At 54.4% G+C, this 15,786-nt stretch carries 12 protein-coding genes and 2 pseudogenes; 3 read left to right on the top strand and 11 right to left on the bottom strand.

Annotation, left to right across the window (positions count from 1 at the left end; translation table 11 throughout):
* Nucleotide 1 precedes the first annotated feature (1 nt).
* From F3J08_RS15310 to F3J08_RS15345, 8 genes are all read right to left on the bottom strand, one after another.
* The gene (locus tag F3J08_RS15310; RefSeq protein WP_166931254.1) at nt 2–1,405 is read right to left on the bottom strand and encodes an ATP-binding protein; all 1,404 of its coding nucleotides are present in this window, start codon (nt 1,403–1,405) and stop codon (nt 2–4) included.
* On the bottom strand, nt 1,402–3,684 hold the full coding sequence (locus F3J08_RS15315) for a TerB N-terminal domain-containing protein (RefSeq protein ID WP_166931257.1): 2,283 nt from the start codon (nt 3,682–3,684) through the stop codon (nt 1,402–1,404). Before F3J08_RS15315 ends, F3J08_RS15310 begins: the two co-directional genes overlap by 4 nt.
* Before the next feature lie 120 nt (nt 3,685–3,804).
* Complete coding sequence (locus F3J08_RS15320; RefSeq protein ID WP_166931260.1) at nt 3,805–4,188, bottom strand: type II toxin-antitoxin system VapC family toxin; 384 nt, start codon at nt 4,186–4,188, stop codon at nt 3,805–3,807.
* A complete protein-coding gene (locus F3J08_RS15325; RefSeq protein ID WP_010512391.1) occupies nt 4,185–4,523 on the bottom strand; it encodes a type II toxin-antitoxin system Phd/YefM family antitoxin in 339 nt (112 codons plus the stop codon). Before F3J08_RS15325 ends, F3J08_RS15320 begins: the two co-directional genes overlap by 4 nt.
* A 7-nt stretch (nt 4,524–4,530) precedes the next feature.
* A complete protein-coding gene (locus tag F3J08_RS15330) occupies nt 4,531–5,169 on the bottom strand; it encodes a tyrosine-type recombinase/integrase (protein ID WP_166931263.1) in 639 nt (212 codons plus the stop codon).
* A 479-nt stretch (nt 5,170–5,648) separates the two neighbouring features.
* Nucleotides 5,649–6,002 (bottom strand): hypothetical protein, encoded by a 354-nt coding sequence (locus tag F3J08_RS15335; RefSeq protein WP_205207072.1) that lies wholly within the window; start codon nt 6,000–6,002, stop codon nt 5,649–5,651.
* Between the two features lie 227 nt (nt 6,003–6,229).
* Nucleotides 6,230–7,252 carry an L-glyceraldehyde 3-phosphate reductase gene (mgrA, locus tag F3J08_RS15340; RefSeq protein ID WP_166931266.1) on the bottom strand — a complete coding sequence of 341 codons (1,023 nt, stop codon included), beginning with the start codon at nt 7,250–7,252 and terminating at the stop codon, nt 6,230–6,232.
* A gap of 45 nt (nt 7,253–7,297) precedes the next feature.
* A complete protein-coding gene (locus F3J08_RS15345) occupies nt 7,298–8,386 on the bottom strand; it encodes an LLM class flavin-dependent oxidoreductase (protein ID WP_166931269.1) in 1,089 nt (362 codons plus the stop codon).
* 105 nt (nt 8,387–8,491) lie between these two features.
* On the opposite strand from F3J08_RS15345, the gene F3J08_RS15350 reads away from it, so the two are divergent.
* Nucleotides 8,492–9,583 (top strand): Gfo/Idh/MocA family protein, encoded by a 1,092-nt coding sequence (locus F3J08_RS15350; RefSeq protein WP_240149396.1) that lies wholly within the window; start codon nt 8,492–8,494, stop codon nt 9,581–9,583.
* Here F3J08_RS15350 and F3J08_RS15355 read toward each other — a convergent pair.
* Together F3J08_RS15355 and F3J08_RS15360 are read right to left on the bottom strand one after the other, a co-directional pair.
* On the bottom strand, nt 9,558–10,898 hold the full coding sequence (locus F3J08_RS15355) for an MFS transporter (RefSeq protein ID WP_240149397.1): 1,341 nt from the start codon (nt 10,896–10,898) through the stop codon (nt 9,558–9,560). The genes F3J08_RS15350 and F3J08_RS15355 overlap by 26 nt on opposite strands.
* Nucleotides 10,858–13,203, bottom strand: coding sequence for a TonB-dependent receptor (locus F3J08_RS15360; RefSeq protein WP_370458752.1), 2,346 nt, complete (start codon nt 13,201–13,203; stop codon nt 10,858–10,860). Before F3J08_RS15360 ends, F3J08_RS15355 begins: the two co-directional genes overlap by 41 nt.
* A gap of 192 nt (nt 13,204–13,395) precedes the next feature.
* Between F3J08_RS15360 and F3J08_RS17275 the strand changes: the two are divergent.
* Nucleotides 13,396–13,665: pseudogene (locus F3J08_RS17275) on the top strand (transposase); the annotation flags it as partial.
* 415 nt (nt 13,666–14,080) lie between these two features.
* Here F3J08_RS17275 and F3J08_RS15365 read toward each other — a convergent pair.
* The gene (locus F3J08_RS15365) at nt 14,081–15,007 is read right to left on the bottom strand and encodes an alpha/beta hydrolase (protein WP_166931271.1); all 927 of its coding nucleotides are present in this window, start codon (nt 15,005–15,007) and stop codon (nt 14,081–14,083) included.
* 112 nt (nt 15,008–15,119) lie between these two features.
* On the opposite strand from F3J08_RS15365, the pseudogene F3J08_RS15370 reads away from it, so the two are divergent.
* Nucleotides 15,120–15,786: pseudogene (locus F3J08_RS15370) on the top strand (hypothetical protein); the annotation flags it as partial.

Consider the following 15,786-nt stretch of genomic DNA (forward strand, 5'->3'; position numbering starts at 1 on the left):
TTCAAAGTCTGAAGTCCGCCAGATCATCGTCGGGCGAGGTCCGAGTGGAGCCAGTTGTTGAAGAACCAGCCGCACCAGGTGCATCTTTATCTTCGTCATCGATAATATCTCCGCCCGCCGAGGGCGCGTCCGGCGCGATCTCAGCCTGGTCCACCAGACCCTGCCACTGAGCCTGTGGGTTCTGTTCCAGAATGGCGAGCAGGTCGAGGAAAGCCTTGATGGTGTTGCGCGGTGTCCGGAAATAAGACTCACCAATCTTCTGGTTGCAGTGAGTCATAAAAGCCTTGAAAACCTCCTCCGGCACCAAGTAACGATCCTGGTCGCCATAGGCGAACACATGCCGCAATTTACCAAGCAGAATGTAGAGGTCTTCGGGGCTCAGGCTCTGAAGCCGGATGACCGGACCGGAAAGGTCGACCAGACCATTGCGGGCAAAGCTGTTTTCAGCCAAACGGGATCGCAGCGCTTCGTAGGAATAGAGGCCCCGGCGGCTGTCCATCAGGAATTCGGGTGTACCGCCGAAATAGACGCCGAGGGATACAGCCGAGCCCTGGAGCACATCGTTCACGATACGGAGAATCTGCTCGTAGTTGGCATTGCGTGATTGGGCACTGACCAGCTTGAACAGGTTCACGCATTCATCAAGCATGACCAGAAAACCCGAATATCCTGCCAGGGTCACAAAGCGACTCATGACCTTCAGGTAGTCGTAAACGGAGGCATCGTCGATGATCGAGCGTACGCCGAGCGCCTCCCGAGCCTCGGTTTTGAGCGTGTACTCACCACGTAGCCAGCGAAGTGCCGCCGCCTTTCCACTCTCGCTCCCTTCTTCGAAAGCGCGCCAGTAGCATTCTATGACGGTTGCAAAGTCATAGCCGGAAACAAGTTCCTGAATGGGGAGCAGGCTTTCCTGAATGACGTCTCCGATCTTGCGACCTGATGCCTTGGCTGAAGCCTGTGCCTCCATGATGAAACGTTCGACTACACTTGCCAGAGCCCCTCCGTCCTGCTTGGTGCGGGTAGCCATGTTACGCATGAGTTCTGCATAAAGACTGCGGGCCTGGCCCCCGCTGGCATGCAGGCGACGATCAGGGGATAAATCTGCGTGAGCCACTACCAGCTTGCTTTGCATGGCAATAGAACGGGCCAGGTTAAGGAAGAAAGTCTTGCCCGCTCCATAGTCGCCGACGATGAAACGAACCGCAGAGCCTCCGTCCGCGATGCGTTTGACGTCCTGCACCACCTGGTTGACTTCGCCTGCGCGACCGACCTGAACTAACTGGATGCCTGAACGTGGCACGACACCTGCACGAAGCGCCTGAATGACACCATCGCGGTCCTTGGGCTTGATTTTCTGCGCGGCGGTGCGCGTACCGTCTGAAGCTGCGATACTGAGGGTGGTCATGATGCTGCTCCCGGCGCGTCAGCAAGGAGCGCCATATTGATAATCAAAGGGTCACCGTCCTCGATAAGTTCTTCATCGAACTTATCATAGGACCACTCGTTGATGGCTTCGAGCGCGCCATCCGGCATCAACCCGAGTTCGTGTGCTTTGGCCTCAAACCCGGAGCGTGGCCATTCCGGTTGGATGACCAGAGCCTCAAGCAGACGGGCCTGGTCATGGCCAAGTCCGACGAACCTCGTTTCCCGCTCCAAAGTGGGCGTGACGGCTGCAGGAACCGGAATTTCAGCAGCCTCGTCCTCATAGATGGGTGCCAGGATTTCCTCGACTTCCTTAGTCTCACGCAGGATGACGCCAACCTTGCTCAGGTCAATGACGATACCCTCCTGGGATTTTGCTTTCGAGGGAGGTGCTGGGATCCGATGACCACGTCTCCGCGATTTACCATCCTCGATTACAATTGGTTCCGAAGCGCAGGATGCCGCAGCGGCGTTACCCTGGTGCAGGACAGTATAGAGTTCTCGTCGGCCGAGACCAACAGCCTCGTACAGCCGCTCCAAAGCCACCATCATGTCTTGATCGGTTTCGCCTATCGTTAGGGCGGCTGAAGCAGCCAGCGAGGCAATAGTGGTTTGTTGCTCGGGTTCTATACTCTCTACGATGGTTTTAAGGCGGCCAAGTGTTGGCAAGCGTTCCGGAAGCAGGCGCAGACGGGCCGTCAATCGTTTCGTTTCGTGCGGGGTGAGTTGCAGCCGTGCGGTGAGAGCATCGACCAGCTTTTGGCCTAAAGTCTGAGCTTTGGCTGCCGGGCCAATGGCCGTCATGATCAGGGCTGCTGTGCGGAAGTCGGCACCGACGGGTGTTAGCTGGCCTTGAGCATCGCCAATGCGGAATAGAATTATATTCTCACCTGGCTTGGTCCCACCGTAGGTTGGATCCGGTTCCATGCCGTAACCTACTCGTGCCAGCATGGCGGACATGTCACGAGCTTGCCGAAGACCCGAGGCTGCCTTGCCAGAACCAAAGCAGCGCGGGCCCAGTTCTTCAAGCGGCACATCGGCAAGAGGTTGAGGCAAGTCATCCAGCCAGGCTCTGAAAGAACGAACAGTTTCTCTTTCCCCAAGTTCGGCAGGCAGCATCGAGGCGGCAGCCATACTGTCGGCACGTTCACGTTCCTTGCCAACGACCTTGGCAAATGCAGACAGATCCTCACGCGCCCCTTCACATAGCTTGATCATTTTGGTCCACGTCAATTGCGCTGGATCAGGAAGGCGATCGATGCCTTCAAATTTTATTGAAGTATGAAGATACTGACTCGCCGACCGATAACTCAGATCAAGTCGGCTCTCTTTTTTATCTCTGAGCCGGAAGCCGTGCAGGAATTTCTGATTGAACCGATGTCGCGTGAGTTCAATGAACTCCGGACGCGCTCGTGTCGTTGCAATTCGTGGCCATAAGCCGGTTAAGTGAGGAGGTAAAGATAGAATACCTGCTATGGCGAGGTCGACATCAAGCGGCATACCTCTCAATGCGTGCAGACCTAATTTAACCTGAAGCAATGGAGACATATGCTCTCCCAAAGCTGCGAGATCTGGATTCCATGCCTCCACTCTGGGTATATCCGTAACAGCATGCTTCATTTCGATAAAATTGAGTAGTTCAGTGCTGTAGTTTAAGAAAGAACCATTATTTCCGAAAATACTGCGCAGGCGTTCTACTTCGGCCACTAATAATGCCTCTTCTGCAATCGAAGGAGTATCGGCTACGAGGCGACGTTCAAGCCCATAGAAATAAAGGAAAGGATAGCCCATCGGGTAGTTCGTATCGGATTTCCCGCTTGCCAGCCAATTCAGGTAAGTCAATCGTTGATTGGGTGTGATATCAGTATAGGAGGGCCAATAACCCAGATCCAGGTTCGTGCGCGGTGCTCCGGACGCGACTTTGAGCAATGGTCTGATAAGACAAGGCGCTGGAGTGTCGGCATTCCACCTTCCGTCCGGCGCCGCCGTCAAAAAGTTGCCGACATAGACCATGCCGTCAGCAATCTCGAAGCCATGGACTGTGACTTTTTCGCCGGGGATTACCCAGTGAGCATCGTCTTTCTTGTGGCTTCGTGATTGTCCATCCGGCACGGATTTCGTCTCATCATTGGGAAATACACGTTGGGCATGAGAGGGGTGCCCATGCACAGGTAACGAGGGGACAGTCTCTTTTCTGGCTGCCTTATTGGTTGTGTCCGGAATTTCGGAACCGCTGAAAATACGCTTTAGCCAGAAAAACATGTTCTACTCACGGAATGTGCGCCAGTTCTTTCAAATAGTAGGCACTGTTTTTCCGGTGCGGCAAATAATTCCTGTGGTAAGTAGGAATGGAAATAGACCACGTCCATTCCGCTCATAATCTCAGGCGCAACGGATTAATTCAATAGAATAGTGATCCATTTGCCCATCATCCGAAAGAAATGTGGCGTGTTCAGCTTGCGCCTGCGCCATAAGGAGATGGTCAAACGGATCACGATGATGCAGAGGCAAAGACATCAGGATCTGTAGGTGCTCGGTCTGTATTTGTAATAGCGAGAAACCTTCTTCAGGAATGGCTGCTAGAATATCGTTCATATCCGCATCCAGCTTTCCGATACGGATTTTGATCGCAATCTCCCAGAGTGACACGATACTCACCAGAATATCGTGAACCGGGTCTGCGATGATTTCCCGTGCAGTCTCACCCAGCCGGTCGGAGTCCGAAAGCCACCACAGCAACGCATGCGTATCAAGCAGAACCTTCACAGGTCGCGTTCCATGCTTTCAAGAAGGTCCGGCGGTGTCTCATCAAAATCTTCGCTTATTCTGATCCGTCCGCGCAATGCGCCGGGTTGACGACGGGGGCGATAGGAAGAGGCTGGCGGCCGCAGTTCGGCTACGACCTGGTCATGAGACGTCACCAAGATCGTACTGCCCTGCCTGACCTGACGCAGATACGCTGTCAGGTTTCCCCGGAACTCCCGAACACCGATCTTCTGTGGTAATGGTGCGTTATCTGAAAGATGCTGGCTCATGGTCTCCTCCCCATGTGTCATCATAACATGTACACATAGGGAGGAGGTAGAGAATTCCTGAGGCATGTTTGTTTCAGAGATCAGTGGCTTCCGACAGAGCCAGAGCGTCCTCGACATCCACCCCAAGGTATCGAACCGTACTATCCAGTTTTGAATGACCCAGCAGGATCTGCACGGCTCGGATATTACCGGTTCGTTTGTAAATCATGGCAACCTTAGTCCGGCGGAGCGAATGAGTTCCATATTCCCCGGCGATCAGTCCCACCGCCTGAACCCATTGATCCAGAAGTCGGGCGTATTGCCTTGTGCTCAGGTGAGCTTTGGCGCTTAGGCGACTTGGAAAAACATACTCATTCAAGCCACCACCTCGATGTTCCAGCCACGCCCGCACGCTTTCTCGCGTTGTTTCTGTAATTTCGAATTGCACAGGTCGCCGGGTTTTCTGCTGGACGACCATGGCTCGGTGGCGCACCTGACCGCTGGTAACGATGTCGCCGATACGAAGGCTGACAAGATCGCAGCCTCTGAGTTTGCTATCGAGAGCAAGATCAAACAAAGCTCTGTCCCTGACACGCTGTTCGCTCCCCAGCCAAAGCCGAATAGCCCAGACATGCTTTTCTTTGAGCGCCCGCTTGGCACCAACCATTTTTCCTGCATTCCAAGGCACGGACGCCTTCAGCGTAGGCGATGGAAAACGCGTTTTCTTTTCCATGATACTTTCTCCTGATCAGCTGCACATGCAGCAATCAGAAGCCTGGACGAGGGCAGCGACGGGTAGCGAGAGCTATTGCAGACCGTCCGCTTTACCGAAACTGGAACGGCTCTGCTTATGGCCGAGATGAGGGCGGACGCTGACATCTTGCATTGAGCACGATCGTGTCGGTAGTGCGATGATCTACGCCACATTAAGACCGATGGACCTGCATGAGGCGGAAGCTGATATCCGAGCTTGAGCGCGGCCGTACAGGCAGACAGACGATCTGCGCCGCGTCGAAACCACGCCTCTGAGAGAGGGATTTTGTGCCATCCACCGCCGTTTTGCCCTCACCCCAAGCTACTTCCGATAATCAAAAGAAACGGAAGTAGGAAAAATGGCGGAAGGCCGCCAATTTTCGCCTATCGGCAATCTTATCTCGCTACGCATTGTCGTCCGATCCGATCGTCAGACTACGACAGACGTTGGCGGCTATCCTACGCGCGTTGCAGCGCCCAGTCCTCGAGTGTGAGCAATACCGGGTACTCGTGCCGCAGAGCGGGAATATCAGCCTTGAAGCCGTCTCGGGCGATCCACTCGAACATTAGTCGAAAGTCCTCGGGCAGGCGCGCTCGCATGACAGAGGGGATCGTAAAGCCGCGGGTAGGGCGGATGCCTGCCCGCCTGAGAGACGACACTGCAGAGCGGGCCGTCACGCTGTAGCCTGCAAGCTCAATGGCCCGACCAAGGTACTGATCAGGTTTCTCGAACGCCTCTGCAGCGAACCATGCCATATCCTGCACCGAGACAAGCTGCATGGCCTGATCCGGCCTCAGATAGGTCTTCATCACGGATGAGCATAGTGATCCGGGAGATCATGCTCGAGAAGTTTTCCATGAAGGCCGCTGGACGCAAAATCATAGCTGGTAAACGAAGTGCGTCGATGTGCTGCTCAATCCCTGGGAGCCCAAGTATGCAATAACGCCGTGGCATGGGCTACAGGACAGGACAAAGAACTGAGAAACCTGACTGCATCGATGCAATCATTAACTAATCAATACGATACATCTGCCCTTATCTAATCAGATAGATTACGCCACAAGTCGATATTGCCCTCGCGGGCATATTGATCGATCAGTTTCAACTCATCGACGCTAAAACTTTGATTTTGCAACGCATTCAGTGAATCGTCCAGTTGTTGAACGTTTCGAGCTCCCACAAGGGCGGACGTAACGCGGGGGTCACGCAAAATCCAGGCGATGGCCATCTGCGCGAGTGACTGACCTCGCTTCTGTGCGATATCGTGCAAAGCGCGGACATGCGCAATATTCTCGTCCGACAGCATTGTCCGAGCAAAAGAGTCGCCTGCCGCGGCGCGTGAGTTCTCAGGAGTACCATTCAGATATTTATTGGTCAAAAGCCCTTGGGCCAAGGGAGAGAACGCGATACATCCGACGCCTAGACACTCAAGCATATCCAAAAGTTCTACCTCGACCCATCGGTTAAGCATTGAATATGACGGTTGGTGAATGAGGAGAGGTACTCCTTCGGCCTTCAGAATTGCTGCTGCCTGTCTGGTTCGCTCAGGACCGTAGGATGAAATTCCTACATAGAGCGCCTTACCCTGCCGGTGCATCTGTACCAAAGCGCCCATTGTTTCTTCCAATGGGACATCCGGTGTGGGCCGGTGCGAATAGAAAATATCCACGTAGTCCAGCTCCATTCTCTGGAGGCTCTGCTCTAGAGAGGCAATCAGGTACTTTCGTGATCCACCCTTGCCGTACGGGCCGGGCCACATGTCCCATCCTGCTTTGGAGGAAATAATCATCTCATCGCGATGGGACACAAAATCTTTTTGAAGAATTTTGCCGAAGTTTTCTTCGGCGGAACCGTAAGGCGGCCCATAATTATTTGCCAGATCGAAATGCGTCACGCCGCGATCAAAAGCACGCCTGATCACGGCACGTCCCGTCTCAAATACGTCGCTTCCTCCGAAATTATGCCACAAGCCAAGAGAAATGGGAGGCAAGTCCAGGCCGGAACGGCCACAACGACGGAAGCTCGCTGTTTCATAACGGGATGGGGCAGGTGTCCAGGTCATGAGGCTTTCCTTGTCTTGCGAATGGCACTGTGCATCGCGGCAGTTTCAATTAAACCGGGATAAGGGAGCATGGTTCAAGTGGGGTAGAACATGTCGGGCAACGAGGTCGCATTCGCTTTGATGAGGATATCCTGACAAGATGAACGCTCCCATCCCCAGATCCTGATAGGCACGCAGCTTGGCAATGATCTGATCCGGGGTGCCGACGAGAGCTGCTCCACATCCTGAACGTGCGCGGCCAACGCCGGTCCAAAGGATGTCCTCGACATAACCTTCGCTATCAGCTTTATCCCTGAGTTCGCCCTGGCGGATAACACCGGCAGTCGCAGTATCCAGCGAGCGGCTCCGAATGCTGGCACCGGCGGAGGCGTCAAGGCGAGAGACCAGTCTGGAGGCAGCCGCGCGTGATTCTGCCTCGGTATCGCGAACGATCATATGGATACGATAGCCAAACCTCAATGTCCGGCCGTGCCGGGCAGCACGAGCCCGCATGTCATTCACAATACTTCTCACCCTGTCGAGCGTATCAGGCCACATGAGATAGACGTCAGCTGCCGCTGCTGCCGTTTCACGGGCAGCTTCGGAGAGGCCTCCAAAATAAAATAGTGGAGACTTTCCCCCGTAGCCGCCCAACCGAGGAGGAGGGACGGACAGATTGTAAAACTCTCCCCTGATATCGACGGGCTGGCCGTTCAAAAGTGCACGCAGAATATGCATATACTCGAGCGTACGCCTGTAGCGCGGCGCACTTTCCAAGGTTTCTCCAGGCAGATCGGAAGAAATGATATTGATATCGAGTCGGCCCTCGGTCATCTGATCGAGGGTGGCGATCTGTCTTGCTTGCTGGGGAGGCCAGACTTCGCCGCAACGAATGGCGGTTAGAAGTTTGAGACGTCTGAGCATCGGAGCTACGCCTCCGGCAAATGCAATCGTGTCAAGCCCTAGGCTGTATCCTGACGGAAGCAAGATACGATCGAAGCCTCCTGTCTCAGCGCTGAGAACGATGTCCCGACAATGCTCCCATGAAGACTGTAGCGCGGTTTGGGGTACTCCGAGAAACTCATAGTCATCATCACACAGGGCGGAGAACCAGCTTACTTCGCAAGATGCGGTGGATTCAGGAAAGGGCTGCATCGACAGAGATCCTTAATCACTATAATTATATGTTATATATAGATTTACCACTTTGGTTTATTGCTGTATATCCAATCTCACGATCTCAACAACAGCAAGTGACAGATGATGCGTTTTATTCTCGTCGGTACCGGGCTAATGGCCCAGGAACACATCCGCAATCTGGCGCTTGTGCCGGGCGCGCGCGTCGTCGCGCTTGTTGATCCCGAGCCTTCCTCGATCGCGTGGGCAAGAGAAAGCCTGAGGGTTAGTTTTAACGACGAGGCAGCTGATATTCCGGCCTACCCCGATATAGACACCATGCTGGCAACGACTGAGGCAGATGCGGTAATTTTGGCGTCTCCTAATTTCACGCACCATGATAACCTCTTGCCCTTGCTGAAAACCGACCTTCACATCCTCTGCGAAAAACCGCTTTGCACTACCATATCGGACGCAGCTGATATCGTGACGCGCACAGCAGGCCGTAGAGGTATCTTCTGGGTGGGCATGGAATATCGGTTCATGCCTCCTGTTTCCCGTTTCATCGCGGATATTCACGAAAACAAGATCGGAAAACTGCGTCGGTTGGCGCTGCATGAGCATCGCTTCCCTTTTCTGAAAAAGGTCGGTGACTGGAACCGTTTCAACCGAAATACGGGCGGCACTATGGTCGAAAAATGCTGCCACTTTTTCGATCTCATGAGCTGTATAGTGTCAGCCAACCCCGTCAGTGTTTTCTGTTCTGGATCGGCCGATGTCAATCATCTTGACGAACGATATGATGGGCAGGTCCCGGACATCATAGACAACAGCTTTACCATCGTCGACTTTGATAACGGCGTGCGGGCCATGCTTGACCTATGCATGTTTGCAGAAGGAGCCGAAGAGCAGGAGCAACTCGTGGCAATCGGCGATCATGCGAAGCTTGAAGTCGGTATCCCGTCCGGGATCAAGGTGTTTTCGCCCCGCGTTCCTTTCGACAAACCCAAGGCTGTCCGGCATGAGCGCATCGAAGTGCGTGATGATGTACTGGCTGCCGGGCACCATCATGGTGCAACCTACTTCCAGTTACTGGCGTTTATCGAGGCTGCTGCGGGCCGTGCTCCCGTCCAGGTAACGGCTGCCGATGGTCTCTTGGCTGTCAAAGTTGGAGCAGCGGCAGAGATCAGCGCCCGGGAAAAGCGGATAGTCAGGCTTTCGGAACTGGACGGTTAAGACGGGGATCTTCGCATCCCGAACGAAGTTTTCGGACAGGGGCAAAAAAGGTGAGGCCGCACCATCCCAAAATATAAGCGACGGCGCAGTAGACGAAAACAGGCGTCATCGACTGATTCGGGGCGGCAAAATATCCGAGAAGATGAAGCATTAGGGCTCCGCCCATATTCCCGGCAAATGCCCCCACTCCCGTCGCACGCCCAGTCATCCGGGACGGGGCCCATTCAGTGATGAACCCGAACAAGTTGGCGGCGAAGGCCTGATGGGCGGCCAGAGTCAGTCCGCAGATTGCTATACCAAAAGCAAGGCTGGGGGTCGTGGCAAGCAGGGGAAGCGGCAGGACGCATAATGCGGCAAACGCCATAACAACCCGCCGCGCGGGCTCGTGCATGCAGCTCGTCTTCATCAGCAGATAAGGAGCGTAGCCTCCGAGAATGGAACCAATCCCTGCCATACCGTAGGCGATTGCCAGAGGGATACCCATGGAAGACGGTTCAAGCGCAAAGTGCCGATGGAGCAGGTCGGGTAACCAGAACAGCAAAAACCACCAAACCGGGTCTGTGAGAAATTTTCCTAATGCGAAGCCCGTAATAATGCGCCAGGTGGGAAGCGTGGGCTTGTCCGTATCGCCGGGTGCCAGAACCGAAACCTCGGCGCTCCCTACACGGGCAAAGCGGAACCATAAAAAAGCGCAGAACAGGCCTGATGCGCCAATCGTGACAATCGTCCCGCGCCACCCCAGCGCGGGAAACAGGAAGGCGACAAGAAGTGGCGTGCCCATCGCTGCCAGGTTTGGAGCGGCATTGAGCAGGCCGATCACGCAGCCCTGTGCCTGGCGAGGAAAAGTTTTTCTGATGGCTGTTATGCCAGCGGGTGTGCCCACACCTTCAAACAACCCTAAAGTAACCCGCACCACTAAAAAACCGGTGACAGTTCGAACGGCGGCATGAAGAATGGTCGAAATGCTCCATCCTATCAGCCCGACACCTAGCGTCCTTTTTACTCCCAGACGATCAACAATCACTCCACTGACCAATAGGCTGACAGCGATTGTGACCTGCGACCATGAGGAAATCGAAGCATAGTCTGCCGCGGTCCAGCCGAAGACACGGTCCAGTTCAGGCTTCAAGAGAGCGATGATCTGCCGGTCTGCGTAGGCGATGATACCGATCAGAAACAGCAGAGACGGCAACAAAACGGGCATTGTCTTTGCCCCGCCGTCCTTTGAGGTTTCTGGAGCCTTTGTCGGAACGGAGAACCAGCTTCGCATCGGCTCAGAAATCCTTGTGAAGGGTAAAACCACCATATCGGCCATAATCCCGGGGAAGCCAGTTCGCGACGCCGCCAAGGCTGCCATAGCCAATATTGGAGACGTAATGCGTATTGATGGCGTTGCGCATGATCAGAGTGAGGCGGAGACGATGTTTTCTATCCTCGAGGGTCGTGCTCAGATTCCAGATTCCATAAGCTTTCTGGATAGTGTCAGGCGTCTCCGTCAGTGAATACTGGGTGCGGCTCTGCCATGTGTAATCGCTGTCAAGTGAAAGCGTAAAACGGTCATTCAGAGGTCGCGTATAATCAGCATTGATTACAAATTTCCAGCGTGGCGCGAAGGGCAGGGGTTGGCCGTTTATGTTGCAGGAGAGAGGCGCACCGGTCGGACAGTTGAAATGATCGACCGTTGCATAAGTGTAGGCAAAGTTGCTTCCGACGGTCAGGTAGCGAAAGAGGCGTGCATTGATATCTCCTTCGACACCTTTGCTGGAGACCGTTCCTGCGTTTATGAGACGCGTGACCGTCGCACCTGCAACTGTATCCAGAAAATTTGCCTGATAGTTTGAGAAATCCTCGATGAATGCCGCGAGGTTCGCTGTTACCCGCCGACGCAGGAATTGAGACTTCAGACCGATTTCGAAGCTGTTATTCTGCTCAGGACGCAAGGCTTTCGCATCGGTGTTCTGCATATTGAAGAATACGTTGTATGCTGGCCCTTTATATCCATGCGAATAAGTAAAATAACCGTGGATGTCACGGGTAACATCGTATTGCAGACCGATCCGATCAACATAACCATTATGGGCCGTTGAACCGCCCGCTCCGTAATCTGGACGAATACCTGTGACGGCTGCGACAGATGTTGATGTCCGGGTGAAGCGATAAGTCAGATCGTCTCTCAGAAGACGCAGCCCCAGAATGGCTTTGAAGTTCTTTGTGAAATTCAGATTGCCTTCGGCGAAAGCCGCGTAGTTATTCGCTGTCGTTCCGAAGCGTGCATGTCCAGCAAATGCTTTTGCGCCCAAAGGCTGCAGCGACCGATCATACGTCTCTGAATCGGACGTATGAAGATAATACAAGCCAGCAACGTAATCGAGAAAATGACCCCTCGGTGAGGCAATGCGTACCTCTTGGGAAGCTTGCCAGAAGTCTAGCCAGCCATGATCAGCCACTTGCGGAAGGGACGGATAAGCTTGCGAAAGCTGATCGTAGTCCTGATTCTGAGTATTCTGCCAGCGTCGATAAGCGGAAATAGAGGTCAGAGCGTAATCGCCAATTTTGCGATCAAGTGTGATGGAAGCCCCGCCGTTGTGATCGATCGATTTGCTTAAAGTATTATTGCTTACCCGCGTATTGTTCGATGACGGGTGAATACCTTCGGAATCAAGGGCCTGTGCCAGTGATGCATTACCAGTAACTATGCCCGTAGGGTAGGCCACATGCGAGCTGGATGAGAACACGCCGTTCGGGACAGCATCGTTGGAATACATATAATCCAATCCCAACGTGACACGTGTCTGGTCATCGGGCGTCCAGGCCATTTTGGCTCTGGCGCCTCTGTGCTGGTACCCGTTGACGGTCTCATTGCTGTACACGTTCCGGACGTTGCCGGTGTAACCTCCAGTAAGAAAAGACCCAGTCGCTGTCAGCTTTGAGGGAACAAGTGTGCCTGATGCCCCTGCACTCAGGCGATATTCGTCTCCCGAGAAATAGGACGCGTCAGCATGAGCATGAAAGGCTTCCGTCGGGGCAGATGTTACAATGTTGATCGCGCCGGCTGAAGCATTCTTGCCGAACAAGGTCCCTTGGGGCCCACGCAGGACTTCGAGGTGATCCAGATCGAGCAGATCAGCGGTTGCCTGCCCCGAGCGGGCCAGAACAACACCATCGAGAACGGTGGAAACAGAAGGCTCGACACCAGGGGACGTGGAGATAGTTCCTATTCCACGGATAAATACAGTTCTGTCTTTGGCAGAGGCGCTTGTCCGGAAATTTGCAGAGGGAATGAACTGGAATATACCTTGCAGATCGTGAACGTTATTTCTGCTTGCCTGCTTGGCTGTAAAAACAGAAGTGGCGACAGGCACCTTCTGAAGAGGCTCGCTGCGACGTCGAACTGTGACGGTTACCTGCTCTTCATGATCAGACGTAGACAAAACCCGACGCGCATAAGTGTTTGATGCCGCAGAAGCAGAATGCTCTGATAACTCGATCGGTGTCGCAATCGCGGCATCGGGTGTGCAGGCGAGGCACCACATTGTCATCACGGGCAGTAGTCGCCTTTGCCTTTGCCTTTGCGATTGGGAAAGTTTGGCAAGCCATGTGCCGTCAGAGAGATATTCCACGTTTTTCCGCTGTGTTATCAAAGTTCAACGACGATATACATGGTTTACATAAAACGTTTCAGGATGACAATTATACAAATACCACTATTTATCATAGTTTTTATGAACAAAAGCAGCGTCCGGCTGTGTCTAAGTCGCGGGTCGCTCCAGTTTCCCCAAAAAGCCCGAAACAGATTTCCGCGATCAAATTAATGGGTCCTAAGCCTTCTTGATCTAGGCTATGATGCCGACTGGTTCAGGGACGGTCTGGAGGAAAGAGGGATCAGACCCTGCGCTCCAAGCCGGAGATCCCGCACGACGCCCGCGAGTTATGACGAACGCAAATATCGGCGCCGCGACCGTATCGAGATCATGTGCGGCCGGCTCAAGGACTGAAGGCGCGCCGCCATACGCTACGACAAATGCCCGACCGTCTTCCTCTCAGCCATTTGCATCGCCGCTACCGTCATGTTCTGGCTATGAGTCCTGAGCCTAAGCCGCCATAGACCGCGCCCTAATGACTAGGCGATTTGTGCAAGCTGCTCTGTGCCAATCTTGGCATGGTTCAGATGCGAGATGGCCCCGTATCTCAACGCTTCGTTCGCCGTGAGGTGGAGCAGATCATCTTGTGGACGTCTGGAAAGGAGCGGAGGCTGACAACCTGCACTGAACACGGGCGTGTAGGCAGCGTGATGATCTACGCCACATCAAAACCGTGCCTTGGAGGTACGCTTTTCGGTCCGTTGGCCGCCGTTTTGTATCCACTGACCTACTTCCGATAATGTACGTTGGTTATCGGAAGTAGGTAGAAATCTCGGAAGGAGCGCGCGTTCAATCACGAGACGGGCACTTGGGAGAGGCATCAATTTAATTTTGATACAGGTCTGCCCCAAGAGGGCTAATTCCCGATGTCCGCACTACCGATGGTCTGTGCAAGGAACGCTTTCACGCAATCTCTGTAGGTGGCGCTCGTAAGACGGCAGATATCGATATGGTCACCGTCCGGGGAAAGCATCAGCTTCTCTCCATCTTTAGCGGCGGCATACAGCGCGCGCGTCTCGGTAGCCAAGGTCGACCTGTCCTGCTGGCCGCCGATGATCAGAACAGGTCCATCATATTGAGACAACGCCTTGACTGGCGCCAGACGCGAAGGCGAGACACCCAGGCGCAGTAGAGTTTGAAAACTCAGCAATGGCTCGAGGAGCGTTGCGACGATGCGCGGGATATATCGGGCGATCCGATTTCTGATCGCGTGGCGTATGTCCGAATATACGCCCTGCAAGACGAGAGCATCCGCAGGAATAGGGCCAGCGTCTCCAATAAGGCAGGCTGCGCCTCCAAGCGATATCCCAATAATGCAAACGGGCGCATTCCCCTGCCGTTTTTTCAGCCAATCGAAGGCTATCCGTGCTTCCTCGGCTTCCTTGAGACCAAAGGTGCAAGGCGCAATCGTCGATTGGCCATGTCCGCGGAGGTCGATCGAAAGCGTCGCATAGCCGAGGCTAGCCAACCACATCGCATTCGCGGCAGTGGCTTGTCGCGAAGCTCTGAAACCATGCAAAAGAAGGACGGATGGGGAACGGCTGTGTCGACCCGGTCTGAATGTTGCCGCGATGGTTATGCCATCCGGGCTCTCAAGGTCGAAATCTCGCGATGGGGGTAAGGCGGGATCGACGAAGGTTTCGCGTCCACGGGTCATAAAAGAGCCGACAAACCAGCTGGCAGTCAAGCCGGCTGCAATTGCAGCCGAAAACCCTATGCCAAAACTGCCCGCCTGCACCCGCACGGGTCGATGCTGACATCTCAGCTTCAAGCCCACCATCATCTTGCTGCGCGTTATCCAAAAATTCACTTTTATGTCTTTATGTTGCAGAGCAGGATATAGCAATGTTCTGACATGAAGGGCGCGTGCCGCCCGTAAATGCGGAGGCCCGGTTGTGGATGGCGTTGCTGAAATGGCCCCAGGCCCGGCATCCGCAGAGAAGGTCAGAGACGATATCCGTACGATCACCGAGTTTCTGCGTTTGCAGGGTCTGGCGGCGGAAGAGGTCCAAATCCACAATGCTCTGGGCGCTGCATTCTCCATCCCTGAGGTCATCCGGCTCCTTCGTGATTTTGGATTGAAGGCCGGTTTCAGACGGGTCCGCCCGGATCGTCTGGCTCGTATTCCGCTGCCGGCCCTTGCCGTGATGCGGGATAACAAGCTGTGCATGATCGTGCGTCTGCTCGAGACCCATGTGCTCACCTTCGACGCCGCGCAATGCCGCCCAGCGGTAGAGCCGATCGAGGATTTTCTGGGCCGATGGAGCGGGGTTCTGATCCTGAGCCGACGCAAGGCCACGATCCGGGACGGAGGACAGTCGTTCGGCATTGGCTGGTTCTTTGTCGTGATGCACAAATACCGGGGCATTCTTGCCGAAGTCCTGGCTGGCTCCTTCTTTCTGCAGATCTTTGCCCTGGCTACACCCTTTGCCTTCCAGGTTCTCGTGGACAAGGTTCTCGTCAACCGGGGCACCAGCACGCTCGACGTCGTCATCGCCGGTCTCGTCACGCTTGCTGTCTTCGAGGCCGTTCTGGGTGGATTGAGGACCTATCTATTCGCCC

The organism is Asaia sp. As-1742 (genome assembly GCF_011753235.1).
Classification (GTDB): Bacteria; Pseudomonadota; Alphaproteobacteria; order Acetobacterales; family Acetobacteraceae; genus Asaia; species Asaia bogorensis_B.

Excerpts from the sequence above, each read along its gene's own strand:
- F3J08_RS15310 (WP_166931254.1), bottom strand. The coding sequence starts at position 1,405 with ATGACCACCCTCAGTATCGCAGCTTCAGACGGTACGCGCACCGCCGCG.
- F3J08_RS15315 (WP_166931257.1), bottom strand. The coding sequence starts at position 3,684 with ATGTTTTTCTGGCTAAAGCGTATTTTCAGCGGTTCCGAAATTCCGGAC.
- F3J08_RS15325 (WP_010512391.1), bottom strand. The coding sequence starts at position 4,523 with ATGCCTCAGGAATTCTCTACCTCCTCCCTATGTGTACATGTTATGATG.
- F3J08_RS15330 (WP_166931263.1), bottom strand. The coding sequence starts at position 5,169 with ATGGAAAAGAAAACGCGTTTTCCATCGCCTACGCTGAAGGCGTCCGTG.
- mgrA (WP_166931266.1), bottom strand. The coding sequence starts at position 7,252 with ATGACCTGGACACCTGCCCCATCCCGTTATGAAACAGCGAGCTTCCGT.
- F3J08_RS15345 (WP_166931269.1), bottom strand. The coding sequence starts at position 8,386 with ATGCAGCCCTTTCCTGAATCCACCGCATCTTGCGAAGTAAGCTGGTTC.
- F3J08_RS15350 (WP_240149396.1), top strand. The coding sequence starts at position 8,492 with ATGATGCGTTTTATTCTCGTCGGTACCGGGCTAATGGCCCAGGAACAC.
- F3J08_RS15355 (WP_240149397.1), bottom strand. The coding sequence starts at position 10,898 with ATGGCCGATATGGTGGTTTTACCCTTCACAAGGATTTCTGAGCCGATG.
- F3J08_RS15365 (WP_166931271.1), bottom strand. The coding sequence starts at position 15,007 with ATGATGGTGGGCTTGAAGCTGAGATGTCAGCATCGACCCGTGCGGGTG.